The organism is Sandaracinomonas limnophila (genome assembly GCF_004005965.1).
Classification (GTDB): Bacteria; Bacteroidota; Bacteroidia; order Cytophagales; family Spirosomataceae; genus Sandaracinomonas; species Sandaracinomonas limnophila.
This window is the reverse complement of the sequence record NZ_SACY01000001.1, coordinates 585,084-611,374: the sequence shown is the minus strand read 5'-3', so window position 1 is coordinate 611,374 and position 26,291 is coordinate 585,084. Positions and strand designations below refer to the sequence as shown.

20 protein-coding genes are annotated in these 26,291 nt (G+C 34.7%); 15 read left to right on the top strand and 5 right to left on the bottom strand.

Annotation, left to right across the window (positions count from 1 at the left end; all coding sequences use genetic code 11):
• Window positions 1-3: 3 nt before the first annotated feature.
• Window positions 4-1,164 (bottom strand): molecular chaperone DnaJ, encoded by a 1,161-nt coding sequence (dnaJ, locus tag EOJ36_RS02660; RefSeq protein WP_127802468.1) that lies wholly within the window; start codon window positions 1,162-1,164, stop codon window positions 4-6.
• A gap of 4 nt (window positions 1,165-1,168) precedes the next feature.
• Window positions 1,169-1,687 (bottom strand): nucleotide exchange factor GrpE, encoded by a 519-nt coding sequence (locus EOJ36_RS02655; protein ID WP_127802467.1) that lies wholly within the window; start codon window positions 1,685-1,687, stop codon window positions 1,169-1,171.
• Window positions 1,688-1,784: 97 nt separating this feature from the next.
• Here EOJ36_RS02655 and queG point away from each other — a divergent pair, with 97 nt between their 5' ends.
• Entirely contained in the window at window positions 1,785-2,726 is a 942-nt protein-coding gene (queG, locus tag EOJ36_RS02650) for a tRNA epoxyqueuosine(34) reductase QueG (RefSeq protein ID WP_127802466.1), read from the top strand.
• A gap of 31 nt (window positions 2,727-2,757) precedes the next feature.
• Here the strand turns inward: queG and EOJ36_RS02645 are convergent, their stop codons facing one another.
• Window positions 2,758-3,789, bottom strand: coding sequence for a GntR family transcriptional regulator (locus EOJ36_RS02645; RefSeq protein WP_127802465.1), 1,032 nt, complete (start codon window positions 3,787-3,789; stop codon window positions 2,758-2,760).
• Between the two features lie 140 nt (window positions 3,790-3,929).
• Between EOJ36_RS02645 and EOJ36_RS02640 the strand changes: the two genes are divergently transcribed.
• The 8 genes from EOJ36_RS02640 (at window position 3,930) to EOJ36_RS02605 (ending at window position 15,221) form a co-directional block, all read left to right on the top strand.
• Window positions 3,930-8,030, top strand: coding sequence for a hybrid sensor histidine kinase/response regulator transcription factor (locus EOJ36_RS02640; RefSeq protein ID WP_127802464.1), 4,101 nt, complete (start codon window positions 3,930-3,932; stop codon window positions 8,028-8,030).
• Complete coding sequence (locus tag EOJ36_RS02635; protein ID WP_127802463.1) at window positions 8,020-9,000, top strand: zinc dependent phospholipase C family protein; 981 nt, start codon at window positions 8,020-8,022, stop codon at window positions 8,998-9,000. The genes EOJ36_RS02640 and EOJ36_RS02635 overlap by 11 nt, the downstream gene beginning before the upstream one ends.
• The gene (locus tag EOJ36_RS02630; RefSeq protein ID WP_127802462.1) at window positions 9,001-9,507 is read left to right on the top strand and encodes a metallophosphoesterase family protein; all 507 of its coding nucleotides are present in this window, start codon (window positions 9,001-9,003) and stop codon (window positions 9,505-9,507) included.
• A 53-nt stretch (window positions 9,508-9,560) separates the two neighbouring features.
• A complete protein-coding gene (mnmA, locus tag EOJ36_RS02625) occupies window positions 9,561-10,682 on the top strand; it encodes a tRNA 2-thiouridine(34) synthase MnmA (protein WP_127802461.1) in 1,122 nt (373 codons plus the stop codon).
• A gap of 7 nt (window positions 10,683-10,689) precedes the next feature.
• A complete protein-coding gene (locus tag EOJ36_RS02620) occupies window positions 10,690-11,280 on the top strand; it encodes a beta/alpha barrel domain-containing protein (RefSeq protein WP_127802460.1) in 591 nt (196 codons plus the stop codon).
• Window positions 11,281-11,375: 95 nt separating this feature from the next.
• Window positions 11,376-13,913 carry a transglycosylase domain-containing protein gene (locus EOJ36_RS02615; RefSeq protein ID WP_164847818.1) on the top strand — a complete coding sequence of 846 codons (2,538 nt, stop codon included), beginning with the start codon at window positions 11,376-11,378 and terminating at the stop codon, window positions 13,911-13,913.
• A 5-nt stretch (window positions 13,914-13,918) separates the two neighbouring features.
• The gene (gene hemF / locus EOJ36_RS02610; protein WP_127802458.1) at window positions 13,919-14,818 is read left to right on the top strand and encodes an oxygen-dependent coproporphyrinogen oxidase; all 900 of its coding nucleotides are present in this window, start codon (window positions 13,919-13,921) and stop codon (window positions 14,816-14,818) included.
• 1 nt (window position 14,819) lies between these two features.
• Window positions 14,820-15,221, top strand: coding sequence for a hypothetical protein (locus tag EOJ36_RS02605; RefSeq protein WP_127802457.1), 402 nt, complete (start codon window positions 14,820-14,822; stop codon window positions 15,219-15,221).
• Window positions 15,222-15,307: 86 nt separating this feature from the next.
• On the opposite strand, the gene EOJ36_RS02600 is transcribed toward EOJ36_RS02605, so the two are convergent.
• On the bottom strand, window positions 15,308-16,369 hold the full coding sequence (locus tag EOJ36_RS02600; protein ID WP_127802456.1) for an o-succinylbenzoate synthase: 1,062 nt from the start codon (window positions 16,367-16,369) through the stop codon (window positions 15,308-15,310).
• A gap of 59 nt (window positions 16,370-16,428) precedes the next feature.
• On the opposite strand from EOJ36_RS02600, the gene lpxK reads away from it, so the two are divergent.
• The 5 genes from lpxK (at window position 16,429) to mnmE (ending at window position 24,167) form a co-directional block, all read left to right on the top strand.
• Complete coding sequence (lpxK, locus tag EOJ36_RS02595; RefSeq protein WP_127802455.1) at window positions 16,429-17,502, top strand: tetraacyldisaccharide 4'-kinase; 1,074 nt, start codon at window positions 16,429-16,431, stop codon at window positions 17,500-17,502.
• 28 nt (window positions 17,503-17,530) lie between these two features.
• Window positions 17,531-19,489 carry a putative porin gene (locus tag EOJ36_RS02590; RefSeq protein ID WP_238944378.1) on the top strand — a complete coding sequence of 653 codons (1,959 nt, stop codon included), beginning with the start codon at window positions 17,531-17,533 and terminating at the stop codon, window positions 19,487-19,489.
• A 77-nt stretch (window positions 19,490-19,566) separates the two neighbouring features.
• Entirely contained in the window at window positions 19,567-22,485 is a 2,919-nt protein-coding gene (locus EOJ36_RS02585) for a PD-(D/E)XK nuclease family protein (protein ID WP_127802453.1), read from the top strand.
• A gap of 33 nt (window positions 22,486-22,518) precedes the next feature.
• Complete coding sequence (locus EOJ36_RS02580; RefSeq protein ID WP_127802452.1) at window positions 22,519-22,803, top strand: SCP2 sterol-binding domain-containing protein; 285 nt, start codon at window positions 22,519-22,521, stop codon at window positions 22,801-22,803.
• Entirely contained in the window at window positions 22,803-24,167 is a 1,365-nt protein-coding gene (mnmE, locus tag EOJ36_RS02575) for a tRNA uridine-5-carboxymethylaminomethyl(34) synthesis GTPase MnmE (protein WP_127802451.1), read from the top strand. The genes EOJ36_RS02580 and mnmE overlap by 1 nt, the downstream gene beginning before the upstream one ends.
• Window positions 24,168-24,183: 16 nt before the next feature.
• On the opposite strand, the gene EOJ36_RS02570 is transcribed toward mnmE, so the two are convergent.
• On the bottom strand, window positions 24,184-25,332 hold the full coding sequence (locus EOJ36_RS02570) for a helix-turn-helix domain-containing protein (RefSeq protein ID WP_127802450.1): 1,149 nt from the start codon (window positions 25,330-25,332) through the stop codon (window positions 24,184-24,186).
• A 242-nt stretch (window positions 25,333-25,574) separates the two neighbouring features.
• Here EOJ36_RS02570 and EOJ36_RS02565 point away from each other — a divergent pair, with 242 nt between their 5' ends.
• A complete protein-coding gene (locus EOJ36_RS02565) occupies window positions 25,575-26,264 on the top strand; it encodes a hypothetical protein (protein WP_127802449.1) in 690 nt (229 codons plus the stop codon).
• Window positions 26,265-26,291 lie beyond the last annotated feature (27 nt).

Sequence of the window (26,291 nt, the reverse complement as noted above, 5' to 3'; positions counted from 1 at the left end):
TTTTTAACTAAACATATCTCTTACTTTATCAAAGAAACCTTTATCAGATTTTCCTGGATTAGGAATAAAATTCGGAGAGTCTCTTAATTTTTCTAAAGTTTCTTTTTCTTCAGAACTTAAAGTTTTAGGAGTCCAGATATTTACATGGATTAATTCATCCCCAGTAGAATAACCATTTAGTTCCTTAATACCTTTTCCTTTTAGTCGGAGGATTTTCCCACCTTGAGTACCAGGTTCTAAATTGATTTTTGCCTTACCACCAATAGTTGGTACTTCAACAGAGGTTCCAAGAGCTGCATCTACAAAATTTACATGAAGGTCGTAAATTACGTTATTACCATCTCTTTTAAGAAACTCATGCTCCTCTTCCTCAATAACTATTAACAAATCACCCGCAACTCCACCACGAGGAGGTACGTTACCTTTACCCGACATAGATAATTGCATATCATTGGCAACACCTGCGGGAATTTTGATTGGGATGATTTCCTCTTCTAATACTCTACCTTCTCCAAAACAAACATCACATTTTGCTCCTACACTTTTTCCTTCACCGTTACAAGTTGGACAAGTAGAAGTAGTCATCATTTGTCCCAACATCGTTTGTTGAACCCTACGAACCTGTCCTGATCCGTTACACGTTTGGCAAGATTTTAAATCTGTACCATTTTTAGATCCATTTCCCGAACAAGATTTACAAGCAACATGGCGTTTTACCTTGATTTTCTTTTCAATTCCGTTGGCAATTTCCTCTAAATTAAGCTTCAATTTGATACGAAGGTCACTTCCTCGGCGTTGTCTTCTTCCACCTCCGCCTCCGCGTCCACCGGAGAAAAAACTACCAAAGGGACTATCATCACCAAAAATATCACCGAAGTTGGAGAATATATCCTCCATATTCATTCCACCACCATTGAATCCGCCACCTGCAGCTCCTCCCATGCCAGCGTGGCCAAAACGATCGTATTGCGCTTTCTTCTGTTGATTGCTTAATACCTCATAGGCTTCTGCGGCTTCTTTGAATTTTTCCTCAGCCTCTTTGTTGTCGGGATTTTTATCTGGATGATACTTAATGGCCATTTTCCGATAAGCCTTCTTAATCTCCTCCTCAGTCGACGATTTTGATACGCCTAAAACCTCGTAATAATCTCTTTTTTGTGCCATTTTATTAATTTCCGACTACAACTTTTGCAAATCGAATCACTTTTTCGTTTAAAATATATCCTTTTTCTACCACATCCATAACTTTTCCTTTATCTTCTTCAGAAGGTGCAGGAAACTGCGTGATACAATCATGAAAATCTGCATCAAAAACCTCACCTTTGGCCTCCATTTCTTTTAGGCCTTTGTTTTGCAAAGTAGATTTGATTTTTGAAAAAATTAATTGAATACCTTCTGAAATTTCGCCCTCTTGTGAATTTTGAATCGCTCTGTCAAAATCGTCAATGACTGGTAATAAATCGGTAATTAAGTCAGCCGAGGCCGTTTGAATCAAATCAATTTTTTCTTTGGCAGTTCTTTTTCTAAAATTTTCGAAATCAGAATAAAGTCGTAAATACTTATCTTTTAATTCTGCTAATTCATCTACTGGAGCCTCATTTGTTGCCTCAGCTTGTTCTTGGGCATTTTCTTCGGTTCCTAAATTTGCTTCTTCTTGTTCGTTTAGTTCTTTTTCTTCCTTTTTCATTATGCAAAATTAATATCTCGCCTTGTAGAAGCAAAAACTATTCCAAATAAGTATTTCTGACAGTTTGACATATTCTTTTTGATGTGTAATTTTACGAATGCCCTTATCTAAAGCAGAAATCTCCCAACTCATAAAATCAAAAGCCCAAGAACATGGATTTACCTTTTGTGGTATTTCTAAAGCTGGATTTTTGGAAAATGAGGCTTCTCGATTAGAGCAATGGCTCAAAATAGGGTACCATGGAGAAATGTCTTACATGGAACGAAATTTTGATAAGCGTTTAGATCCTACACTATTAGTAGAGGGAAGTAAAACAGTGGTTTCATTGATATATAATTACTTTCCACCAGCTGAGGTTTTTCAAAATCCTTCTGCTTTTAAAGTTTCTAAGTATGCCTGGGGGAAAGATTACCATGAGGTAATCAAAGCAAAAATGCAATTTCTTTGGGATGAGTTGCAGACTTTAATAGGCCATTTTGAAGGTAGGATGTTTGTAGATTCTGCACCTGTGTTGGAAAAGGCTTGGGCGCAAAAATCGGGTTTGGGTTGGATTGGTAAAAACGCCAATTTAATTGTGCCTAAAAAGGGTAGTTTTTTCTTTATTTCAGAATTGATTATTGATATTGAGGCTGAGCCAGATGGACCTATAAAAGATTTTTGTGGTACATGTACGCGATGTATTGAGGCTTGTCCCACTGAGGCAATTACGCCTTATCAAGTAGATGGCTCTAAATGTATTTCCTATTTGACCATTGAGATAAAAGAAAATTTACCAGCCCATTTGAAGCTTGATTTTGACGATTGGATTTTCGGCTGTGACGTTTGTCAGGATGTTTGTCCATGGAATCGACATGCAAAATCGCATAATGAACCTGATTTTTTGCCTCAAACTAATTTTTTAGACATGTCTAAATCTGATTGGGAGGAACTTTCTGAAGATTTGTTTAAAGAAATGTTTCGATATTCTGCAATTAAGCGTACAAAATTAAAGGGGATCAAAAGGTCATTGGCCTATATAAATAAAAAAAATGAGCAATGAAAATCACTGCTCATTTAAGTAAAATTAAACCCTAAAGTGATTTTCTTGGAATGAATGAGATGGGAATTTCTTCATTAATACGTGTCATATTTTTAATGCCTTCTGCAGCTTTTTTAGCTATTTCGGTTTGTTGAAGTGAGATTACGGAAATGCCTCCCATCAAAATGGATTTGTAAGGAGAATCGTTAAAGGAAATAATTCCAATATCTTTTCCGATTTGCCAATTTTCATTTTCCGCATATTGGATGGTGCGAACCAAATCATTTTCATTTAAGCTTAAATAAATCTGATTTTTCTCGAAGTCCTCATCTTCTAAACCATCCAATACTTGGAAATCTAAACGGAGTGTTGCACAAAAGTTTCTCAAGGAGGTTATGATATCAGAATCTAAATAATCATCATCTGATAAAACCAATGAGAGCCCTTCGTATTTATTAAATAGGTTTGTATGAGGTTTAAAGACTGAATCTAAATTGAACACATTGGATAGTACCAATTTGGAATATTGATGTTGCAGGTTAGAGAATCCATTTTCTAAAACAATTAAACGATCTCCTGCAATTTTCTTTAAAGTTTTATAGGTATCTTCATTTTCTTCAACCAAATGGGGTAAAATGACATAATAATGGTAATTACCCAATTGTTGATTGATGGTTTCCTGGAAATTTTTGGTTTTGTAACCAAAAGTTAACATATCAACAGTGTAATTTTTTCCTAAACTTTCTGAAAGTGTATTAAATAGGATTTTGTTACTGTCAGTAATTTTTCCCACCAATAATAAAACCTTTGTCTTAACCTTAACTTTTGAATCAGATATAAAATAACCTTTTCTGAAGATGGAAGTAATTACCCCCATTTTATGTAATTCTGTATAGGCTCTTTCTACCGTATCTCTTGATAAATAACATTCCTCTGAAGCTTCATTAATAGAAGGCAGTCGTTCGCCAGCTTTCAATTCACCCATTTCAATATCTTGTAACAAGGAATTAATCAATTGCTGGTACTTCGGCAATTTATTATCCGGATTTTTAATTCCAATAGAAGCGGTAAATGTTTTAATCATTTCTAAACTCTGTTAAGAACTATAAAATTATATTTCAAATTTAGGATACATACAAAGGATGATATGGGATAAATCTTTCAAAAACTTGGATAAATGTTGCAGAAATTAAGTTTTGAAAGATTTTTCCCTATTTTTGAAAGATGAGAAGTTCTGGCTCAATTTTCTTGAAAGTATTCCTTTGGCAGGTTCTAATTCTGTTTTCTGGAAGTTTATTTGCCCAATACCAGCAACGATTTGAGCGTTTGACCTCCAATTCTGGACTTTCCCAAAACACGGTTGTTAAAATTATTCAAGACAAAAAAGGATTTCTTTGGTTCGCTACAGCCGATGGATTAAGTCGATACGATGGATATAATTTTAAGGTTTTTAAAAGTGATCCTTCAAATCCTAAATCCTTGAGTGGAAGTGATATTTTCAGTGTCGCTGAAGATGAGCAAGGAAATTTGTGGGTTGGAACAAGGGGGGCTGGATTGAATAAAATTATAAGTAAAACAGGGGAGATTATTCGATTAGGAAAAGGATATAATGGAGCTGATTGGTCTAATTTATCTGTTTCATCTATTGCAAGTTTAGGGGGTAATAAAATTTGCGTTGCTTATCCGGAGCTTGGTACTATTGTTTATGATATTCTTTCAAATCAAGTAATTGCTGAGGAAAGTTATATCAAGGACGCTAATGTAAAAAATGTTGCACGGGTTATTAAGCATTCCAATGGTTCTGTTTGGGTAGGTACTACCGACGGTCGATTGATTGCTTTAATTGGTAAAAAATCTTCCATACCTTTCGATTTAGGTCCTAATAAAACAAAATTAGGTTTCCGGATTCGTGTAATTTATGAACTTTCCAATGGAAATTTATTGGTGGGCACGGAAGGTGGAGGTGTATTTGAATTTAATCCTCAAAAGCAATGGATTAAACGAGTGTTTTACAATTCCGTAGAACCGAAATCGAGAGATAATAATGTGACATCTATAACTAAGGATGCCAATAGTAATTTATGGCTGGGGACTGATAATGGTATTTTCATTTTAAACAAAGAGCAATTTGGGAAGTATAAATATATTCCTTCCAATCCGGATGTAGAAAAAGGAATAAGTTCCTATTCCGTGACATCTTTGTTTACAGATAACAATTCCAATGTTTGGATTGGTACTTGGGAGGCTGGATTAAATATCAATTATTTTCAACAACCTCGTTTTTCTGTTTTTAGATACAAACCGAATACATTGCAAGGTTTGTTAAGTAATAAGGTTACAACCTTAACCGTAAATGATGAGCAAGGAGTTTGGGTGGGTAGTAATTTTGGTATTTCTTATTTTAATTACAAGTCGGGGAAGATTGAACATATTTTAAATAGCTCATCTACCAATAAATTAGGAACGACTAATGATTTTGATGTCAATTTAAATTATGCGGATCCTAAAACTAAAAGTATTTGGATTGGTGTTTGGCAAAAGGGTTTGATGGAAATAACGGCTCAAAAGAAAAAGGTTGAGTATCCCTATTTATTAGATAATTATTCAAAGAACTTGTCGGCTATTTGTGGAGACGGAGACCGGATTTTGTTAGGTACTTCTGGAATTGGATTGATTGCCTTCGATCTTAAAACTAAAAAATATTATACCCCTTATCCTGAATTGGGTTTAAAGAATTTAGCCGGTAAAAATATTACGAAGGTTTTTGTTGAAGACCATCAAAAAATTTGGATAGGTACTTCTGGGGCAGGACTATATATTTACGATATCCTCAAAAATAAACTTGAAATTTTAGAAAAAAATAATAGCCCAAATAGTTTGCGCTACAATTTTATAACCGGTATTTATAAAGATTCTAAAAAACGAATGTGGATTTTAACCAATGGGGGTGGATTGCATTTGTACAATGGTGAAGGAAAAGGATTTCGACTTTTTACTGAATCAGATGGTTTGGCAAGTAATACACCTAGGTCTATTTTGGAAGATTCTAAAGGGTTTTTGTGGGTAACAACCAATGGGGGTATATCAAAAATAGATGGAAATACATTTAAAATTATCAATTTTGACGAATCTGATGGTTTACAAGGAAAGGAATTTTTGATCAATTCTTTTGCAAAAAATTCTAAAGATTGGTTGTTTTTTGGAGGTGTGAATGGATTGAATTTTATCAAAGCTGATTCACTTCGAATGAAATTAGAGGTGCCTTCTATTTCTGTGACCAGTTTGAGAATCTTTAATAAATTAGTTTCTCCCCAAGATGAAAACTCTCCTTTGAAAGTGGATATATTATATACTGATCACTTAACCTTAAAACCTGAACATTCAGTATTTAGTTTAGAATTTGCCGCTTTAGAATATCAACGACCTAAAAACAATCGATATGCCTATTATTTAGAGGGTTTTGAAAAGGATTGGAATTACACAGGAACTCAACGAACCGCCACTTATACCAATTTAAGTCCGGGTGATTATATTTTTAAGGTAAAAGCCACGAATTCAGATGGAGTTTGGGGAGAAAAATATTTTGAATTACCTATCACAGTTTTACCGCCTTGGTATAAAACTTGGTGGGCCTATATTTTATATGTTTTGGCTTTAGCTGCAGGATTTTATGTTTTTATTCGTGAAATTAAAATCCGTGAGCGTTTTAAAACAGATTTACGCTTAAAAGAAATTGAAAAGGAAAGAATTAAGGAATTGGAACAAGTAAAAACTCACTTCTTTACTAATATTTCCCATGAACTTCGTACGCCTTTAACACTTATTATTTCTCCATTGGAAAAATATTTCTTGAAGAGCACTTCCATTTCAACTGAGCAAAAATCAAGAATAAGTTCTATTCACCAAAATGCAAAGAAATTATTACAATTGATAAACCAATTGTTAGATCTGTCTAAAATTGAATCGGGAAAACAGAATCCTGTTATTGCAAAAAATGATTTGATTCAACAGCTTGATGCCATCATTTCAGGTTTTGAAAGTTACGCTGTTCAAAAAAATATTGTCTTGAAATGGAAGCCTCCTGTTAAATCCTTATTAGTTTGGTATGATTCAGATATATTAGAAAAATGCATTAGTAATTTGCTTTCAAATGCTTTTAAATACACCACAGAAGAAGGGCAAATTGGAGTTTCTTTGCATATAGAATATGGTCCTGAAAAAGTGCCGTCTAAGGTTATTATAGAGGTAATTGATACTGGTAAAGGGATATCATCTAATCACCTTCCGCATATTTTTGATCGTTTTTATCAAATTCCTGATGATATTTCTATTATGGGTACTGGTGTAGGTCTTTCTTTATGCAAAGAATTGGTTGAATTGCACCGTGGTAAAATTGCAGTTCAAAGTACTTTGGGAGAGGGTAGTACCTTTACCATTGAATTACCAGTTCATGAAATTTCATTTGAGAAAGAATGGTTCATCAAATCTGAGGAGTTAAAAAATGTACAGCTTGTAGCAAGTATTTTACCAACTAAACCTAATTTAACTTCAGATAAGCAGGTAATGTTAGTGGTCGATGATCACTCGGAATTACGTTCGTTTGTAGTTGATATTTTCTCCAAAAAATTCCAAGTAATTCAAGCTGAGTCAGGTGAAGAGGCCATGGAGTTGGCTTTAGAAACAATACCAGATGTAATTATTACTGATTGGATGATGCCGGGGATGTCGGGTGTCAATTTATGTAAGGCATTACGCAATAATCATAAAACTAGTCATATTCCAATGATAATTTTGACGTCTAAAAGTTCTCAGGAAAGTCAAATTGAAGGAATGCAGTCAGGGGCAGATGATTTTATCAGTAAACCGTTTAATTCGGAAATTCTTGAAATACGCGTAAATAAATTGTTGGAAGCCAAAGAGCGTATGCGAATGAAATGGCAACAAACCTTGTTTCAAGAGGGCTTACAAAAGGAACAAAATTTGCCTGTATTTGAAGATGAGTTTTTGAAAAAGATTACCCAATTTGTCATTGAAAACATGTCGAATCCAGAACTGAATTTAGATGATTTAGAAAAGGGGATGGATATGAGTAAAATGCAGTTGTATCGTAAATTGAAAAATATAACCTCATTCTCTGGTAATGAATTTATTCGATCCATCCGTTTAAAAGAATCCAAAGATTTATTGCAAACGGGCGAATTTAATATTTCGGAAGTAGCCTACAAGGTTGGATTTAATGACCCAGGTTATTTTACTCGGGCCTTTAAAAAACAATTTGGCAAATCGCCTAAGGAATTTATACAAACTATAAACAATGAAAACTAAAATCTGTATTACATTTATTTTATTCGGAACTCTAATTTTAAGTTCCTGGGGATTTTTGGCCCATAAAACACTTCAACAACTTTCCATTTATACACTTCCAGAAGAACTTGGTGGATTTTTTTACCAAAATCAGGCGTATTTGGTAAAACATTCCGTCAGACCAGATTTACGTAGAAATGAGGATAAATCTGAAGATCCGAAGCATTATTTGGATATGGATGCCACTTTATTTGGTGCAGATTATTTGAACTCAATTCCTCACGATTTTAAAAAGGCACAAGCAAAATATACTTTAGATAGTCTGAAACAAGAAGGACTTGTGCCTTGGGAGGTTTTTATTGTTTATAAAAAAATGGTAAATGCATTTAAAACTGAACAAAGAGATTCAGTGATTTTTTATGCTGCCGATTTAGGTCATTATGTGTCGGATGCCCATGTTCCTTTACACACTACTAAAAATCATGATGGACAACTGACAGGGCAAAAGGGTATGCATGTGCTATGGGAAAGTTTAGTTCCAGAAAATGATATTAATGGATATGATTTGTCGAAACAACAAAAAGCGGAATACATCAAAAATCCACAGGATTTTATTTTTGAAATTTTAAAAGAAAGTCATGCAATGTTACCTGAAATGTTTCAAGTGGAAAAGGAGGTAACGGCTCAAATTGGCGCAGATAAAAAGACATATCCTGTGGTAAGAAATGGAAGAACCTCTCAATATTATACAAAGGAATTCATTCAGGCCTATAGCAATCGATTAGGAAAAAGTGTTCACAATAGAATGCTTCAGGCTTCACAGCGCGTTGCAAGTTTTTGGTATTCTGCTTATGTAGATGCAGGCAAGCCGAAATGGGTACAAAATGTACCTTCTTCTGTTGTTGAGGCTCTAAATGCTGAGAAAATAGAGTGGAAGGAAAATAAATTGATTTCCAATCAAAAATTAATTTCTCTTCATAAGGACAAATAGATGAAGAAAATTTTAATTGTTTCAGATACACATTCTTTTTGGGACCCTCGGTTAAATGAAGCATTAGATGCTTGTGATGAAGTTTGGCATGCCGGAGATTGGGGTTCTGAGCAAATTGCAGATTACATCATTGCTAAAGGTAAAATTGTTCGTGGAGTATATGGTAACATCGATGGTGCAATATTGCGACGAATGTATACCAAAATATTAAAGTTTCAGGTGGAAGGTCTGGTGGTGGGTATGACACATATTGCCGGTGCTCCTTCATCCTATAAACCTGATGCTATCGAAACTTTTTCAAAAGGTGCTGTAGATATATTTATTTGTGGACATTCACATATTTTACAAATCAAGCGCGATTTAAAAAGAAACAACATGCTTTTTATTAATCCGGGGGCGGCAGGACAACATGGATTTCATCCTGTTCAAACAGCTGTTCAATTAAAAATTGATCAAAAAAGGATTTTTGATGTGGAAGTTATCCAGATGGAACGGAAAAAATCATAGAATTTGCTTAATTTTGTAGGAATTCGTCAGGCATTCAACCTGAAAAGAAAAGCATGAGCACAAAAGGAAGAGTTTTAGTCGCCATGAGCGGCGGTATTGATAGTTCAGTTGCAGCGGTCTTGTTGCATGAACAAGGATATGAAGTAGTAGGCATGACCATGAAAACGTGGGATTATGCAAGTTCAGGAGGAGATAAAAAAGAAACAGGTTGTTGTTCCTTAGATTCTATCAATGATGCTCGACACATTGCGGTTTCCCTCGGTTTTCCACATTACATTTTAGACATTCGAGAGGAATTTGGCGATTCTGTTATCGATTATTTTACTAACGAATATTTAGAGGCTCGTACGCCTAATCCATGTGTGATGTGTAATACGCACATTAAATGGGATGCTCTATTACGTAGAGCCGACCAACTGGGCTGTGAATTCATAGCAACGGGTCATTATGCTCAAATTCGTCAAGAAAATGGTAGATACGTGATTTCTAAAGGGGTAGATGTGCTGAAAGATCAAAGTTATGTGTTGTGGGGTATTTCTCAGGAAAGTTTAGCGCGTACTCTTTTGCCTTTGGGTGGAATGACCAAACAAGAAATTAGAGAAGAAGCAAAACAAAGAGGATTTGTTCATTTGGTTAACAAATCTGAGAGTTATGAAATTTGTTTTGTGCCAGATAATGATTACCGTGGATTTCTGAAAAGAAGAGTGCCTGAGTTAGAAGAGCAGGTGAAAGGTGGAAATTTTGTAGATCAAGAAGGTAAAGTGATTGGTCAGCATGAGGGGTACCCGTTTTACACCATCGGTCAACGAAAAGGACTTGGAAAAGCATTTGGCTTTCCTGCCTTTGTGACAGAAATACGAAAAGAAACCAATGAAGTAGTAATAGGTAAAATAGAAGATTTGAATCGGACAGCTATGGTGGTTGGACAATTGAATCTACAGAAATATGCTGAAATACCTACTGGAGGACTTGATTCATTAACCAAGGTGCGTTACAAAGATTCAGGAACCATTGGACATCTTGTTCAAGACACTGATAAAATAAAAGTGGAATTTACAGAAGAGGTGGCTGGAATTGCGCCTGGACAAGCGGCAGTATTTTACGAGGGTGATGATGTAATTGGTGGTGGATGGATTTTAAAGTCCTACAAAAAGGGAAGTATTTGGGATAATTAATAAAGAAATGTTAAAAACAACAGTAAAGGTTACAGGTTTACAAAATTTGTCAGATGCTCGTTATTGTGCAGGTATGGGAGTAGAAATGTTAGGATTTCCATTTCCTGCGATAGAGCATGCTAAATTTTTGGAAATAAAATCTTGGTTAGCAGGAGTAGAAATAGTAGGAGAGATGGAAGGCTTATCAATTGATGCCATCAGACAAAATGTTGAATTATATCAGCCAGATAAGGTTCAGGTGAGTCAAAGTGTAAATTTAGATCAAGTAAAAGCCTTAGGATTACCCATTCTTCAGAAAATTGACATTTCAACAGCTAATTTACCAGCTGCCTTTGCCGCAAATGCACCTTATGTAGAGGCATTTGTTTTAACATGTTCTGATGAATTGGATTATGAAGGATTAAAATCATCTGTAGAAATTTGGGCTGCTCAATATCCAATCATTATCGGATTTGATGTGGAGGAAAGTGAATTGATTTCTTGGGTAGATGAAAGTTCTGTAAAAGGTATAGAAATTAAATCAGGAGAAGAGGATAGACCCGGATTCAGAGATTTTTCAGATTTAATGAGTATCTTAGAGCAATTAGAGATTGATTAAGCCTTAAAGAATATATGTTCAAGAAAATTTTTCAGTTCTGGAATAAAATTAAACAAGTTGTGATAAGCCTACTTGTTAAATTATTTTTTATTCTTTTGGCTGGCCTAAAAAAAATCTTAGGTGCATCTAAATTTTCAAAATTAGAAGCTAAATACCATGATGTTGAACAAATTGTACAATTAAATTGGCAAAAAGTAGAAGCTTGGTATGATTCTAAGGTAGATAAAGAATCAAAATATTATCGTCCAATTGTCAGGCTTTGGAAGATTGCAGGTAAAACAGTTTTATATATTGGAATTTACCTTTTTGTGATCAATACAAATTTTTTGTTTCTAACAGGCGAAATGCCAGGAGTTGATGAATTACAGAATCCAAAATTATCTCAAGCTTCAGAAATTTATGCGGCTGATGGTGTTTTGTTAGGGAAGTTCTTTGCTGAGAATAGAACTCCAATTCGCGACTTCAAAAAGATTTCACCTTATTTAGTTAAAGCATTAGTGGCCACAGAAGATTCTCGTTTTTATGAGCATACGGGTATCGATTTTCAGGCATGGGCTGGTGTAGCTGTGGGTATGATTAAAGGGGGCGATAGAGGAGGAGGAAGTACCATTTCTCAACAATTAGCAAAGAATTTATTCAAAACTCGTGTGAAGAAAGGATTCTTTAAGACGGGTTTATTGGGGTACATACCAGGATTGAGCAAATTGATTTACAAATCGAAAGAATGGGTGACCGCCATTAAATTGGAGCGTTTTTACACCAAGGATGAGATTATTTTATGGTATTTGAATACAGTAGATTATGGCAATAATGCTTACGGAATTAAAGTTGCTGCAAAAACCTATTTCAGCACATCTCCAGATAGTTTGAATATACAAGAAGCTGCCATTTTAATTGGTTTACAAAAAGCAACAACAACGTATAATCCTTCTCGCTACGAAGGCAAACCTTTGAATGAAAACAAAGCTTGGAAAAGAAGAAATGTTGTTTTGTCGCAAATGGTTAAAATGGGATATTTAAAACCAGCTGCTTATGATTCCATTTCAGCTTTACCCATTGTGTTAAAACCAAACTTGGAGTCGCCATTTGATGGGACAGGAAATTACTTCAAAGTAGCAGTTGCGAAATACATTCAAGAGTGGGCAAAGGAGAATGAAATGGAAATTGATTTGTATCGGGATGGATTAAAAATTTACACCACAATTGATTCCAAAATGCAAATGCATGCTGAAGAGGCGGTTTCAGATGGTATGCGAAATTTGCAAAAGACTTTTGATAACCACTGGGCAAATCAAAATCCATGGGTAGATGAACATGGTGTGGAAATTCCAGGATTTATCGACACGGTTGCTAAGCGTACAGAATATTACAAAGCCTTGAAAAAGCGCTTTCCTGCTCGAGAAGATTCTGTTTGGTATTACATGAAAAACGTGAAAAGAGATATGTGGGTGTATTCTCGAAATGCAGTTGGAGAAGAAAAGCGTACGATGAGCGCCATTGACTCGATTCAGTATTATAAAAAGTTTTTACAAGCTGGTATGATGTCGTTGGATCCTTATACAGGAGGAATTAAAGCTTGGGTAGGTGGATTAGATTTCAATTATTTCAAATATGACCACGTAAAGCAGGGAAAACGTCAGCCGGGTTCTACCTTCAAGCCATTTGTTTATACGGCGGCTATTGATGGTCCGAAGGACTTATCTCCGTGTTACATGATGAAAGATGAACCTTTCGAAATTGAAGTAGAAGAAAAGGGTGAAAAGAAAATGTGGAGGCCTAGTAATGCTGATGGGACTTTTTCATACTCCATGATGCCTATCAAGCGAGCATTAGCAAAAAGTATTAACTCAATTACCGCCAAATTAACCAACGAGGTGGGACCCGATACTGTAATGTATTATGCACAAAAAATGGGAATTAAGAGTCCATTGAAGGCTGTTGCTTCTATTGGTTTAGGGTCTTTTGATGTTTCCTTATATGAAATGATTGGGGCATACACTGCCTTTGTCAATGAAGGTATTCACGTTGAACCTATGTTGATTACTGAGATCAAAGACCAAAACGGTAAATCGATTCAGAAATTTGAACCTGTTTCTTATCGAGTAATTAAAAAGGAATCCGCACAATTGGTTCGTTCCATGTTGGAAGGTGTTGTGTATGAAGGTGGAACAGGTAGTTCCTTACTTTGGAATGAAGGAGAAGTTTTATATGACCGTAAGAATAGATACGCGCCTGCGCATGCTGCCAAAACGGGTACAACTTCCAATCATTCGGATGGTTGGTTTATTGGTATGACCCATAATTTGATAACGGGTGTTTGGGTTGGTGGAGATGATCGGTCAATTCACTTTAGGTCTGGTGCTTTGGGAGAAGGTTCTAAAACAGCCTTGCCTTTGTACAAAAGATATTTAGTGAAAGTAGTGAATGATCCAAGTTTATCAAATTATATCCCAGTTGCATTCGACAAATTGGATAAACGGGTGGTTAAAAAAGATTTTAATTGTCAAGGTTCTTACAGCACTTTGCCTGATTCTCTACAAGTTTCAGATTCTGAATTGGATTCATTGAATTCACTTTTAGAAAATCAAAATGGTGCAAATGCAGATTCTTCTGCTCAGAATCAACCCAAATAGTAAATATGAGAAAAGAGTTTTTTGCTGAGTATTTTAAAGATTTGCAAGATTCAATTTGTAAAAAGATTGAAGAAACGGATGGACAAGGTCGTTTTAAAGAAGATGCTTGGAAGCGTGAAGGTGGAGGCGGTGGACGTTCTAGAGTGTTGAAAAATGGAAATATTCTGGAGAAAGCTGGTGTAAATTTTTCGGCAGTATTTGGACCTTTACATCCTAAAATGGTGAGTAGCCTTCAGTTGAAAGAAGAAGTGGATTTTTTTGCCTCTGGAGTTTCTATTGTAATGCACCCGATGAATCCTTGGGTGCCAATTATTCACATGAATGTTCGTTATTTTGAATTGAGTAATGGCGAAAGTTGGTTTGGAGGAGGAATTGATTTAACACCTCATATTGTTATCCCTGAACAAGCAAAATGGTTTCATCAGCAATTGAAAAAGGTTTGTGATAAACATGATAAATCGTATTATCCAAAGTTTAAAACTTGGGCCGATGATTATTTTTTTAATACGCATCGTGAGGAAACTCGAGGCATAGGTGGAATATTTTTTGATTATGTAAAATCGAAAAATATAGAAGAAAAAATGAAAGTTTTTGATTTTGTGAAGTCGGTAGGAGAGTCATTTGCAGATATTTACTCCCATTTAATGGTTGAAAATGCTTTAAAACCTTTTGGAAAAAAGGAAAAGGATTTTCAATTGTTGCGCAGGGGCCGTTATGTAGAATTTAATTTGGTGCATGATAGAGGTACGAAATTTGGCCTAGAAACCAATGGGAGAACAGAATCTATTTTGATGAGTTTACCTCCATTAGCCTCATGGGAATATATGTATGATAACAAGTCATACCCAGAAGGTAAACAAACATTAGATTTATTAAAGAAAAATATAGATTGGATAAATTACTAGTATGAATAAGATTGATCAGGCGATGTTAGCCATTTTAGAGAAACGATTAGAGTTAAGTAAGTTGAATTACTCTGACGAAAATTATGATGATGTTGAAGAGATGTTACATGATTTAGAAGACGATTTTAATGAAACGTATGGAGATGAATTAGAGAAGATTTTAGAGAAGGTGCACGACAAGCATGCTCCAGAATCGGATGTATTGTTACCTACAGCTTATTTAGCAAAGAAATTTGTTGAAACGGAAGACGGTGAAATTGAAATTGGTAAAAAAGAAGGTGTGGAAGTGGAATGGATTGAGGATCCTGCTGCCGCTGCCCGTTTAGTCCTTCTTCCTGCTCCAGTGAGAGTTTTGTTGATTACTCCGAAGAAGATGGAGATTGTTTTTTCAAGTGAAAAGTGAAATCTTGCGCTCAGCTCTGCTGAGTGCATAATATGAATGAAACTATTAGTTTCAACAAAACAAAATGTTTTGTAAATAATCAACACTCAGCAGAGCTGAGCGTTAGCATAATTCAAAATTTTCCCTTTTGAAATTTGTAATGATGAAGAAAAGTTATTAGAATACAGCTTCCCTGTTCCAAGTCCTTGTGGCATTGTGATAGGGAAGTTTGCTGTAAATTGGGCTATAGCATTTAATCCATAATTTGATTCTAAGGCGGAAGTGATCCACCATTTGATATTTCTTTCTTCTGCTAATTGAATCCAGTCCTCAGTTTCGAAAAATCCTCCTAATAAACTTGGTTTTAAAATAATGAAAGGTGGATTTGTAGTTTCTAGTAATTCAATTTTAGTTTGTTTATTTCTTATGCCAATTAATTCTTCATCTAAGGCAATTGGTATAGGACTATTTTGAATTAATTCAGTCATTGCAGACCATTGCCCAGCTTTAATGGGTTGTTCAATGCTATGTAAATCAAATACAGCTAATTTTTGTAGCTTTTCAAGAGCTTCACTGGGTGCAAAAGCACCATTTGCATCTACGCGAAGTGTGATTTTATCTGAAGTATATTTTTCTCGAATGCTTTTTAGTATTTCCAATTCTTTTTCAAAATCTATTGCTCCAATTTTTAGTTTTAAACAGGTATATCCTTCGTTTAACTTTTCTGCAATTTGTTGAAGCATGAAATCAGGTGTTCCCATCCAAATTAAACCATTGATTGGCAAACTGCTTTTTCCTTGAGAAAATGAATTGTTGAAATATATTTCTTCTTCTTGATTAAAATAAGCTCTAAAGGCCATTTCAAAGGCCATTTGAAAGGAGGGTTCTTTAAAAGGATGTTCTGTTAATTGCCCTTTTAATTCAGCGCTTGTTTGCGGAATGCCAAGTTTTAATTGATTTTGAATGCTCAATTTAAACTCTTCCATTAAATCTTCTTGGAATTCAGGACTTAAGCCTCTTAAAGGTCCTGCTTCACCAATGTATTTTTTATCAAGATGTTGGATTTCGAAAAAATAAGATTTTTTGGAGGTTAAGATTCCTCTGGAGGTTCCTGCTTCAAAGTGAAATTGTAAATTTCTTTCAAAAAAGTTGAATTTTAATTCATTCATACTGCAATTTATCAATTTGTTATTTTGTCAACAAAATCATTCCTTTTACTTTTGGGACAATGAAAAGAATCCCGCTCTATTTATTATCTATATTATTTGGGTTAATTACTCAAATACGCAATTATTTTTACGATAAAGGCTGGTTTAAATCCTTTTCATTTCCCAATAATAAAATAATTGTTGTTGGAAACCTAGCTGTTGGAGGAACTGGAAAAAGTCCCGTAGTTCATTATTTATTAAAAAATTGGCGAGAAGTACAATTTCCTGTCGTTTTGAGTAGAGGTTACGGAAGAAAAACCAAAGGCTTTTTGTGGGCAAAAGCTGTTGAAACAGCTTCTACCATTGGAGATGAACCATTAACCTATCGTATGGCATTCCCCAATTTAGAATTAGCCTTAGGTGAAAATAGAGTAAAAGCTATTCAAAAAATTTTAACTGAAAAACCCAAAACTCAGTCGATTATTTTAGACGATGCCTTTCAACATCGTGCCTTGCGAGCCGACTTCAACATAGTTTGTACGACTTATCAAAGACCATTTTATTCAGATGAGTTACTGCCATTGGGTCGTTTGCGTGAAGATATTTCTGGATTAAATCGAGCCCAATTGGTTTTGATGAATAAATGTCCCAATGATCTCTCTCACCAAGAAATAAATGAAATAACCTTCAAAATACAACAGATTGCAGGTTGGGAGATTCCGGTTTTTTTTACAGGGATACGATATAGTGAGCCAGTGAGCCAGTTAGCTAGTGAGCCAGTGAGCCAGTTAGCCAGTGAGCCAGTGGGTAAGTTCTTCAATTCCCCAATTCTTCAATTCTACGCAGTAGCAGGTATTGCTCACCCCGAATTATTCTTCTCTGAAATTGCAAATAGGTTCGATTTAATTGGCTGTAAAACATTTCCAGATCATTACGATTTTACGGTAAATGATTTGCAGGAATTTGAATCAAAAGCGAAACAAATGTCAGATGTACAAGGAATCATCACTACCCAAAAAGATTATGTTCGTCTTTTGCCTTATTTGGATGAATATCCTCATTTAAAAGCAAAATTGAGCTATTTACCTATGGAAATGTATTTTATTCAACAGGAGGCAGAATTTTGGAAGGTTCTCGGTTTAGAAAGGAATTAAAATTTAGTACCTTTGTGCCGTGAAAAAATTGCTTGCGATTCTTCTTGTTTTTATTTCTTACCAGGCAGTATATGCTCAATTTACTTCGCAAGGAACCAATGGTTTTGGAAATTCTTCCATGAATAATTCAGGTTTTCCTGATCCTAAATCACCTAAAACTACGAATCAAAATTCGAAAAAAACGGGCAGAGCTGCTTTAGATGACAGCACTCGGCTAAAATATGGTCCCCATTCAGTTTATTCTTTTAAAGAGGATGAAATCTTGAATGGTTTAAATGCTAAAAATAGACCTGACACCAGTTTAACACTTTTCCAAAGATATTTATATACAGAAAAGTCTGGATTCCTTTTACAAGATTTAGGGAATCAAGGTACCGCTTTACGTTCTATTTTTTGGCAATCACCTGCAACAATAGGTGTGCAATCTGGCTATAATGCCTATTTGCCCTATGCTTTTCAAACAAAGGATATTAATTATTACAACACTAAATCTCCTTTTTCAGATGTTGAATATTATTTAGGTGCAGGTGGACAAACTACTCTTCGGTTTTCATTTGCTAGAAATGTTGATTCACTTTGGAATATCGGCTTTGATTTACAAAGGATGGTTTCTGATAAAAATTTAAGTGATGCAGCATATAAAACGGGTGATAAAACCTTAACAGGTCAATGGGGCCTGGTCTTGCATTCGAATTACCAATCTAAAAACAAGAAATACAGAATTTTAGGGCATATCAATTACTTTGATCAAGGCATTAAAGATCAAGGTGGGGTTAAATTAGGAAATTTAACGGCCTTGGATATTTTGAAATATAGCGACAATGCAGCCCTACTGGAGGATGGAGTTACAGAAAGTAATGATAAGTTTATAAAGTTTCATGTTTATCACGAATTCCAAGGGTTTAAGGGTTTGCAATTGTTTCAGATGATTGATGTAGAAAATCGAAAGATTCAATTCAAAGACATGGCTTTTCAGTCTAATTTGGCAAATGGTTTTTATCCTAAAACCTATATTCAGTACATTCAGGCACCTGATAAGGATTCTCTGTATAATGAAATTCAATGGAAGGAATATGCTCATAAAACTGGTTTAAAAGGTATTTATAGAGGATTTAATTACCAAGCCTATTTTAAACAGAGATATTGGTCGGCTTTTAATGCTGTTGAAAATGCCAGCAAAGATCGTTTTGAGCAATATGTTGGATTGAAATTAAAACAGTCCTTTGGTCAAAAATATGATTTTGAAGCGCAAGGAGAATATTTAATTGGTTCGGATTTCTTTTTGAATGCTAAATTAGAAACCCCATTGTTGTCAGTACAGGCCAAACATACTTCTGCAAGTCCGTCTTTCGTAAGTACATGGACGTACAATACCGCCTACCGTTGGGATAAAAAATTTGAAAATATTGTCAGTGATGAAATCGATGGAAGTTTCCATTTTGGAAAGAAAAGTACCTATTTTAATCCTGGTTTAACTGTTCAATCCATTACAGGAATCATTTATTTTGATTCCAAAACCAATCCAATTCAAACCAATGAATTGTTGGGGATTTTTAGACCAAAAATTGAAACTGGTGCCAGATGGAATAAATGGAACGTAATGGCCAATGTATATTGGAACAAGCAAACGGGTCCAGATGTATTTCGAGCGCCAGAATTAATTTTTCAAGGTAATTTGTCAGTGGATTTGCAATATAAAAAATTACTTTATACCCAATTAGGCTTAGATTTGCACTATAATTCTGCTTACAAAGCTCCAGCATATCAACCTGTCCTGCAACAATATTTTATTCAAAATGATCTAGAATTACCGGCATTTGCTCAGGTGGATGCTTATGTAAATATTCGTATCAATCGCGTTCGATTGTTTTTTAAATATGCAAATGCCCTTCAGGGCTTGCTAGGCAACAACCACTACACCGCCTATTTACATCCTGCCATGTATCGTTCTTTTGGATATGGGGTCCGCTGGTTATTATTCGACTAAATTTTGTCAGTAATTATCTGAAATGTAGTTTTTTATTTCTTTTTGAAAAACTAAATTTGAGCTCTTAAATTAAATTTATGCAGACTTTTTTAGGGAAAACCGCCGAATATCTTTTGTCTAAACACAATGTTTCAGATTTGAGAGAAATTGTTCTGGTTTTACCTTCCCAACGTTCTGCCTTGTATATAAAAAAGGAATTAGCGAAACAAATAAAACAAACATTTATAGCTCCTAAAGTTTTTGCTATTGAAGATTTTGTTTTGCAAATGTCGGGTGGTGAATTGATAGAGCCAATTGAGTTACTTTTCAAAGCCTACGATATTTTCAAGGAATTAGAACCCGAAATGAGTTTTGATAAATTCGTTTCCTGGGGAAATTTAATGCTTCGAGATTTTGATTTACTTGATATGTATTTAGTTGATCCGAATCAATTATATGATTTTTTGTCAGAAGTTAAGACCATCGAAAGATGGGGTAGGGAATACGGCGAGCAAGATTTGAATAAGTTTATAACACCTAATACCCAAAAGTATTTTCAGTTGTATGATCGACTAAGTCAAGTTTACCAACAATTGAAAACCCAATTAGAGTATGATGGAATTGGGTACCGTGGAATGTTTTTTCGCAAATTGGTCAATCATTTACAGGCTGGCAAAAATCTTCCAATTGACTATCAAAAATTGTATTTTATTGGATTTAATGCTTTATCCAAATCTGAAGAGGAATTAATTCGACTTTGTTTAGAAACAGATAAGGCCGAAACTCTTTGGGATGTAGATAAATTTTATATTGAAAATACGTACCATAGGGCAGGGAATTGGTTGAGAGATTATGCGAATCCGCTTTCAAAGAAATTTTTGTCAAAAGGACCTTTTCAATGGATTGAAAATCGTTTTTTAGAGGATCCAAAAACTGTAAATGTGTTGGGATATGAAAATCCAAGTGGACAGATTTACGGTGCATTGCAATTTATTGATCAATGGGCCAAAGAATACGGAGAAGAGGAACAAATAGCTTTGGTTTTGGGAGATGAGAATTTGTTGGAGCAGGCGCTGAATTATTTAGGTAAATATGCAGATCGTCTGAATATTACCATGGGTTTGTCGATTAAAAAGACGCATATTTATTCCTTGATAGAGGCAATTTGGGAGGTTATCCAGCATCAAAATAATCTGCGATATTCTATTCCTTTGTTGCAAAAATGTTTCGAAAATCCTTTAATAGTCCAATATTTTCAACAAATTAAATTTAAATATGGAAAGGATTTTCAATCAAGTTTTTCTTCATTAACTGAGAAATTTGATTTCCGAATTTCTTTTTCCAAATTGGAAACACTTTTTGGTGATTTTCCAATTTTCAAGTATTTAGTTTTTAAAGAAATCCCAGGATTTTCAAGCTATTTGCAGCAAACCGAATTTTTGATTCGTGAATTAGTTAACAAGGTAAACGATCAGCAATGGGATTATCAATACGACGCCTTAGCATTGGTTTCTGAGCAAATTCAATACCTGAAAAAGGTTTTGGAACATCGTGAAGATTTAAATTTGAAGTCGGGTAAAAAATTATTGCAACAATTGATTTTGCAGCAAAAAATAAGTTTTGAGGGCCCTGAAAGACGTACTTTGCATGTAATGGGTTTATTGGAAACAAGAAATTTGGATTTTGACCGAGTGATTATTCTGTCAGTTAATGAAGGGATTTTACCAGCCGCGCAAAAACGAAATAGTTTGATTCCTGCAGATATTGCACGCATGGCTATTTTTGACCTGCCCACATTTACACAGGCAGATGCTGTAACATCTTACCATTTCCATCGTTTATTGCAAAGACCTAAAGAAATCGTTTTATCGTATATTCAACCCACAGAAAAGTCGTCTGTTAAAGAAGAAAGTAGGTTTTTGAAGCAATTGCGCATATTTTGGAAGGATTCAAATCCAAATTTGACTTGGAAAGAATTGAGTGCTGAGTTTAAGGGAACTTTGCCAAGTGGAGCTCAATGGGGAGTAATTGAAAAGTCACCAGAGATTGTTGAACGCATTAAACAGAATTTATCGAGTGATAGCGGACTTTCTCCATCTACCTTAAATACCTTCATTTCTTGTTCCTATAAATATTACTTTTCAAAAGTGGTTGGATTGCGAACAGAAACGCAATTGCAAGATGAAATGGGTGCAAATGTTTTTGGAACCTGGGTGCATAAGGTTTTGGAGTTGATTGATGAGCAAATTTTGACAGATTTTCAAGGTGATTATTCTAAAGTTAATTGGTCAACTATCATAGATTCTTTGGAGAATACACTTGAAGTTGCATTGCTTAAAATTGAAGAGGAGGTTGGTGCTTTTGATGTGGAGCGGGGTTTTAATGTGATCCTGCAGGAAGTAGCAAAGAATATTTTAAACAGATATTTTACACAAATGCCTACTTGGACCCAAACGCCTATTAAGATTTTGAAACTAGAGGAAGGATTTAAATACCAAACAACTGTGCAAGTAGGGGGTACTAATTTGGAGGTAAATTTTCAGGGTAGAACAGACAAATTAGATGTTGTATCGGGTACCGAATTACGAATAATAGATTTTAAAACAGGAAAAGTAGAGGGGAGAGATCTTTCCTATAAATTGGCTGGAAATTTGTTAGAGGCCCTTACAAGCTATGAGGTTAAAGATAAACTGATTCAACTATGGCTTTACAAGGTATTTTTAGTCAATGAATTGCAAAAAGAAACTTCTGATAAAGAATTTTTAAATCCCTATAAAAATGCTATTAAAAGTATAAATCCAGGTATTATTTCATTTAGAAATTTAAATGCTGGGGTACAACAAGCTAATTTAGAATTTGAAGAAGGGGAGTCGAGAGAGCATTTCTTACGTAAGTCTAATGAAGTAATTCAATTTTGGGTGAATGAACTTTTACGTACAGATGTAGGTTTTGTTCAAACAGACGACCTAAACAAGTGTAAATATTGTGATTTTGCAAGTATTTGCCGACGTGATTAGGGATTAAATTGTAACTTTGTAAAATTTTAATTTATGACATTCAACGAAATCGACGAACGTATAAAAGCATTGGCTGCTTCTCGCGGCCCATTAGGAGTTTCTTTTAAATTTTCTTTTCCAGGAGGGATTATAGTGGTTAATGCCGACGGAACGGTAACTAATGAAAATGTGGATGCAGATTGTACCATTGCTGCTACAGAAGAAACCTTTTCGGATTTAATGGGTGGTAAAATTAATCCAATGATGGCCGTTATGACCGGAAAAGTTAAAATTTCTGGGGATATGTCGGTAGCCATGAAATTGCAAAATCTACTTTAATGAACATTTCTGATACCATTATTGCCTTGGCAACTCCTGCTGGAGTTGGTGCTATTGGTGTGATTCGCTTGTCGGGCCCCAATGCTATTGCAATGGTGAATGAGGTGTTTAAAGGAAAAGATTTAAGTAAGCAAGAGGGTAATACACTTCATTTTGGTCGTATAGAATACCAAGCCCAAGTTTTGGATGAAGTTTTGGTTTCTTTATTTAGGGCCCCTAAATCTTATACCAAAGAGGAGGTAGTAGAAATTTCTTGTCACGGATCTCCTTATATTTTAGAATCCGTTATTCAGTGCTTAGTTGAACAAGGAGCTCGATTGGCTCAACCAGGAGAGTTTACACAACGTGCCTTTATGAATGGCGCTTTTGATCTTGCCCAGGCAGAAGCTGTAGCAGATTTAATTGCTGCCGACTCCAAAGCAGCACAGCGTGCTGCCATGCACCAGTTAAGAGGAGGTTTTTCGAAAGAATTAGCACTTTTACGAGAACAATTAATTCATTTTGCCTCATTGATTGAGTTGGAATTAGATTTTTCGGAGGAAGATGTTGAGTTTGCAGATCGCGAAGATTTACAAAATTTAGTGCTTCAATTATTGGAGAAATTACAACCCCTTTTAGATAGTTTCAAAACGGGTAATGCCATTAAAAATGGGGTTGCCACCGTTATTATTGGAAAACCCAATGCAGGGAAATCCACACTTTTAAATGCGCTTTTAAAAGAAGACCGAGCCATTGTTTCCGACATTGCGGGTACTACACGCGATAGTTTAGAAGATGAGTGGTTGTTGGGGGGAGTTCGTTTCCGCTTAGTAGATACAGCAGGATTGCGCGAGACAACAGATGTAATTGAGGCCATCGGAGTGGAGCGTACCAATGCATGGGTTAAAAAGGCTCAATTGGTGCTTTACGTGGCAGATTTAAGCCAAGAAAGTCCAATGTCTTTGCAAACAGTTTTGTCGGAATACTCCGACTTAGAGGTGCCACTTATTTTATTGTTAAACAAAACGGATGAAGTGAATTTTAAATCATCTGATTGGGTAGAGTTAGCTGAGTACATAGTTCCCATTTCTGCCAAAAAGCAAGTAGGTTTGGATACATTAGAGCAAACTCTATTAGATGCTGTGGGTATCCACCAATTGAACGATCAAGGAACCTTAGTGACCAACGTTCGTCACTATCAAAAACTACTACAAACTAAAGAGACCTTAATTGAAGTCTTAAATGCACTCCGCACCGATCTTTCAGGCGATTTTGTTGCCCAGGACCTTCGCCATGCCCTTTACCACTTAGGGGAGATCACAGGAACTATCTCAAATGATGATCTGCTTAAAAATATTTTTGGGAAATTCTGTATTGGGAAATAGAAGAAATTACCTTCCTTTAATTATTTCCAAGATTCTCCAAGTATTGATTCGGTGTCATACCTGTTTCAGCCTTAAACGTGGCATAAAAGGTAGATCTTGAAGGAAAACCAGCTTGTTGACCGATGCCATCCATGGAATAGGAGTTGGCTTTGCCAGATTCTAACAGTTTTTTAGCATATTCCACCCGAAGTAGTGAACGATAGGCTGTGAATTTAATTTTTATAATTTCTGAGAAGCAATAAATGATGTGATGCTTGGGTATTTCAAGTTCATTTGAAATATCAATTACGTCAAAATCAGGATTTAAAAACGGTTTTTTTTCTTGAATATAATTAAGAATCATATTCGTTGTATCAACAAGGGGATCTGAGGAGATTTTGGATTGATTTTTTGATGATTTTTTGGGTTTAATATAGTTTGCTATTGGCATGCCATATAATATCTGAGGAAAAAATAATAATAAGGATGTAGGTAAGATAAAAAAAGAAACCCAGGCAATCACATGTGATAACGTTGATTCAATTTTTGGGATGGTTAATTTATGTGATAGTAAAAGTAAAGTTTGCGAAAAATAACTACTCATTGTTACCAAAATAATTACATGCATAACGATGAGCCATATAAATACTAAATTGTTTTGTTTTCCTACAATTTTAGATTTATAATATCTAATAAGTGAAAAACCACTTACTAGTGTATATCCAATTCCCAGTAATCCACGTTCTATGTGTGCAAATGTTGTTGAATATATAAATCCACCTCCATAAAATTTAATATTATCAATGTTTTGAATAAGTGATTCAGCATATTGATATTTTAATTCAAATGGTTTGATATAATAGGGTACCATATTGATGAAGTGGACCAGCATAGGAATCAAATGCCATATATCTGACTTTTTAATTCGCGTTTCATCGTTAAGGGTGTTTCGAGTATATAAGTAAACAGATGGACCAATTAAATACCAATAAGGCGTGAAATGACCTAAGAAGATTGCAATTAAAAAAGGATTTGTACTATAAAGACAAAGATAGTGTGTTACACTATAGGAGGCGAATATTAAAATAATATTTGAAATAAATAATGCATTTTTATTAATACGGTAATTATAAATTGCCATAGCTACTGATAATATCCCTGCGTAAATTGCTAAAATTACAATCATATTAAATTTATTATTTTTTAAAAATAACAGTATGAAATTAAAATATTTAGACTAATTTTTTTTAAAAATCATACTTTCAAAAATACTCTTGTCCAATTGTTTTTCAAAAACTGACTTGTCCAATATTTTTAAAACTGGACATGTGTAAACCTTAAAAAGTTATTTCTAATTCTAAATATTGACAATTTTGATGTGTTTAAGGTGATAAACCAGTTTCCTTAAGTGCTCTTAATTGTATCTATATGAAGATTTTTTTATTTGTTTTATTGTATCTATTTATTAATTCTACACTTCATGCTCAATCCTGGAAATGGAATGTCGGGATTAACAATTCATCCTATCAATTTGTCAATTCATCTGGACTTCAAGCAGATTTTATGAAACCTCAGGGAGGTATTTCAATTTCTTTTGCAAGGAATAATGTCTTGCTTGATACGATTCAAATGATTTCTAAATTTTCGAAATCTGCCTTTTTCTTTAATAATCATCCAGCAATTGGGAAAATTGCTAGTCAACTCCATTATGAATATGGAGTAGATCTCAAAGAATTCAATGCTGTTGGCGACTTCCAAACTGTTTCAGTAGCATACAATACACATTTTGCTGGAGCCTTTGTGGGGTTCGGTCCTGAATTTAATTTGAGTAGAGGGTATTATTTGAATTTTTTTGTTCGTTTGGGATTATCCAAAATGTTGTCTGGTACCCAGTTGCTAAATAATAAATATTTAGACCTTTCAGAAAATGAGATGTTCAAGCCTGTTCAATTTTTTACAGGATATTCTGTAGAAATAAATAAACGTCTTGCAGATCGTTTTTCTATGTTTATTCAATATCAAAAATCATCAACAAATCATCAAAATCCGACAGGACAAAGTTATTTGAATTTCAATTCTTCTAATTATTCCATCGGAATTCGATTATCAAAGTTTTAAAAAATAGGTTATCCTAGTTCTATTATA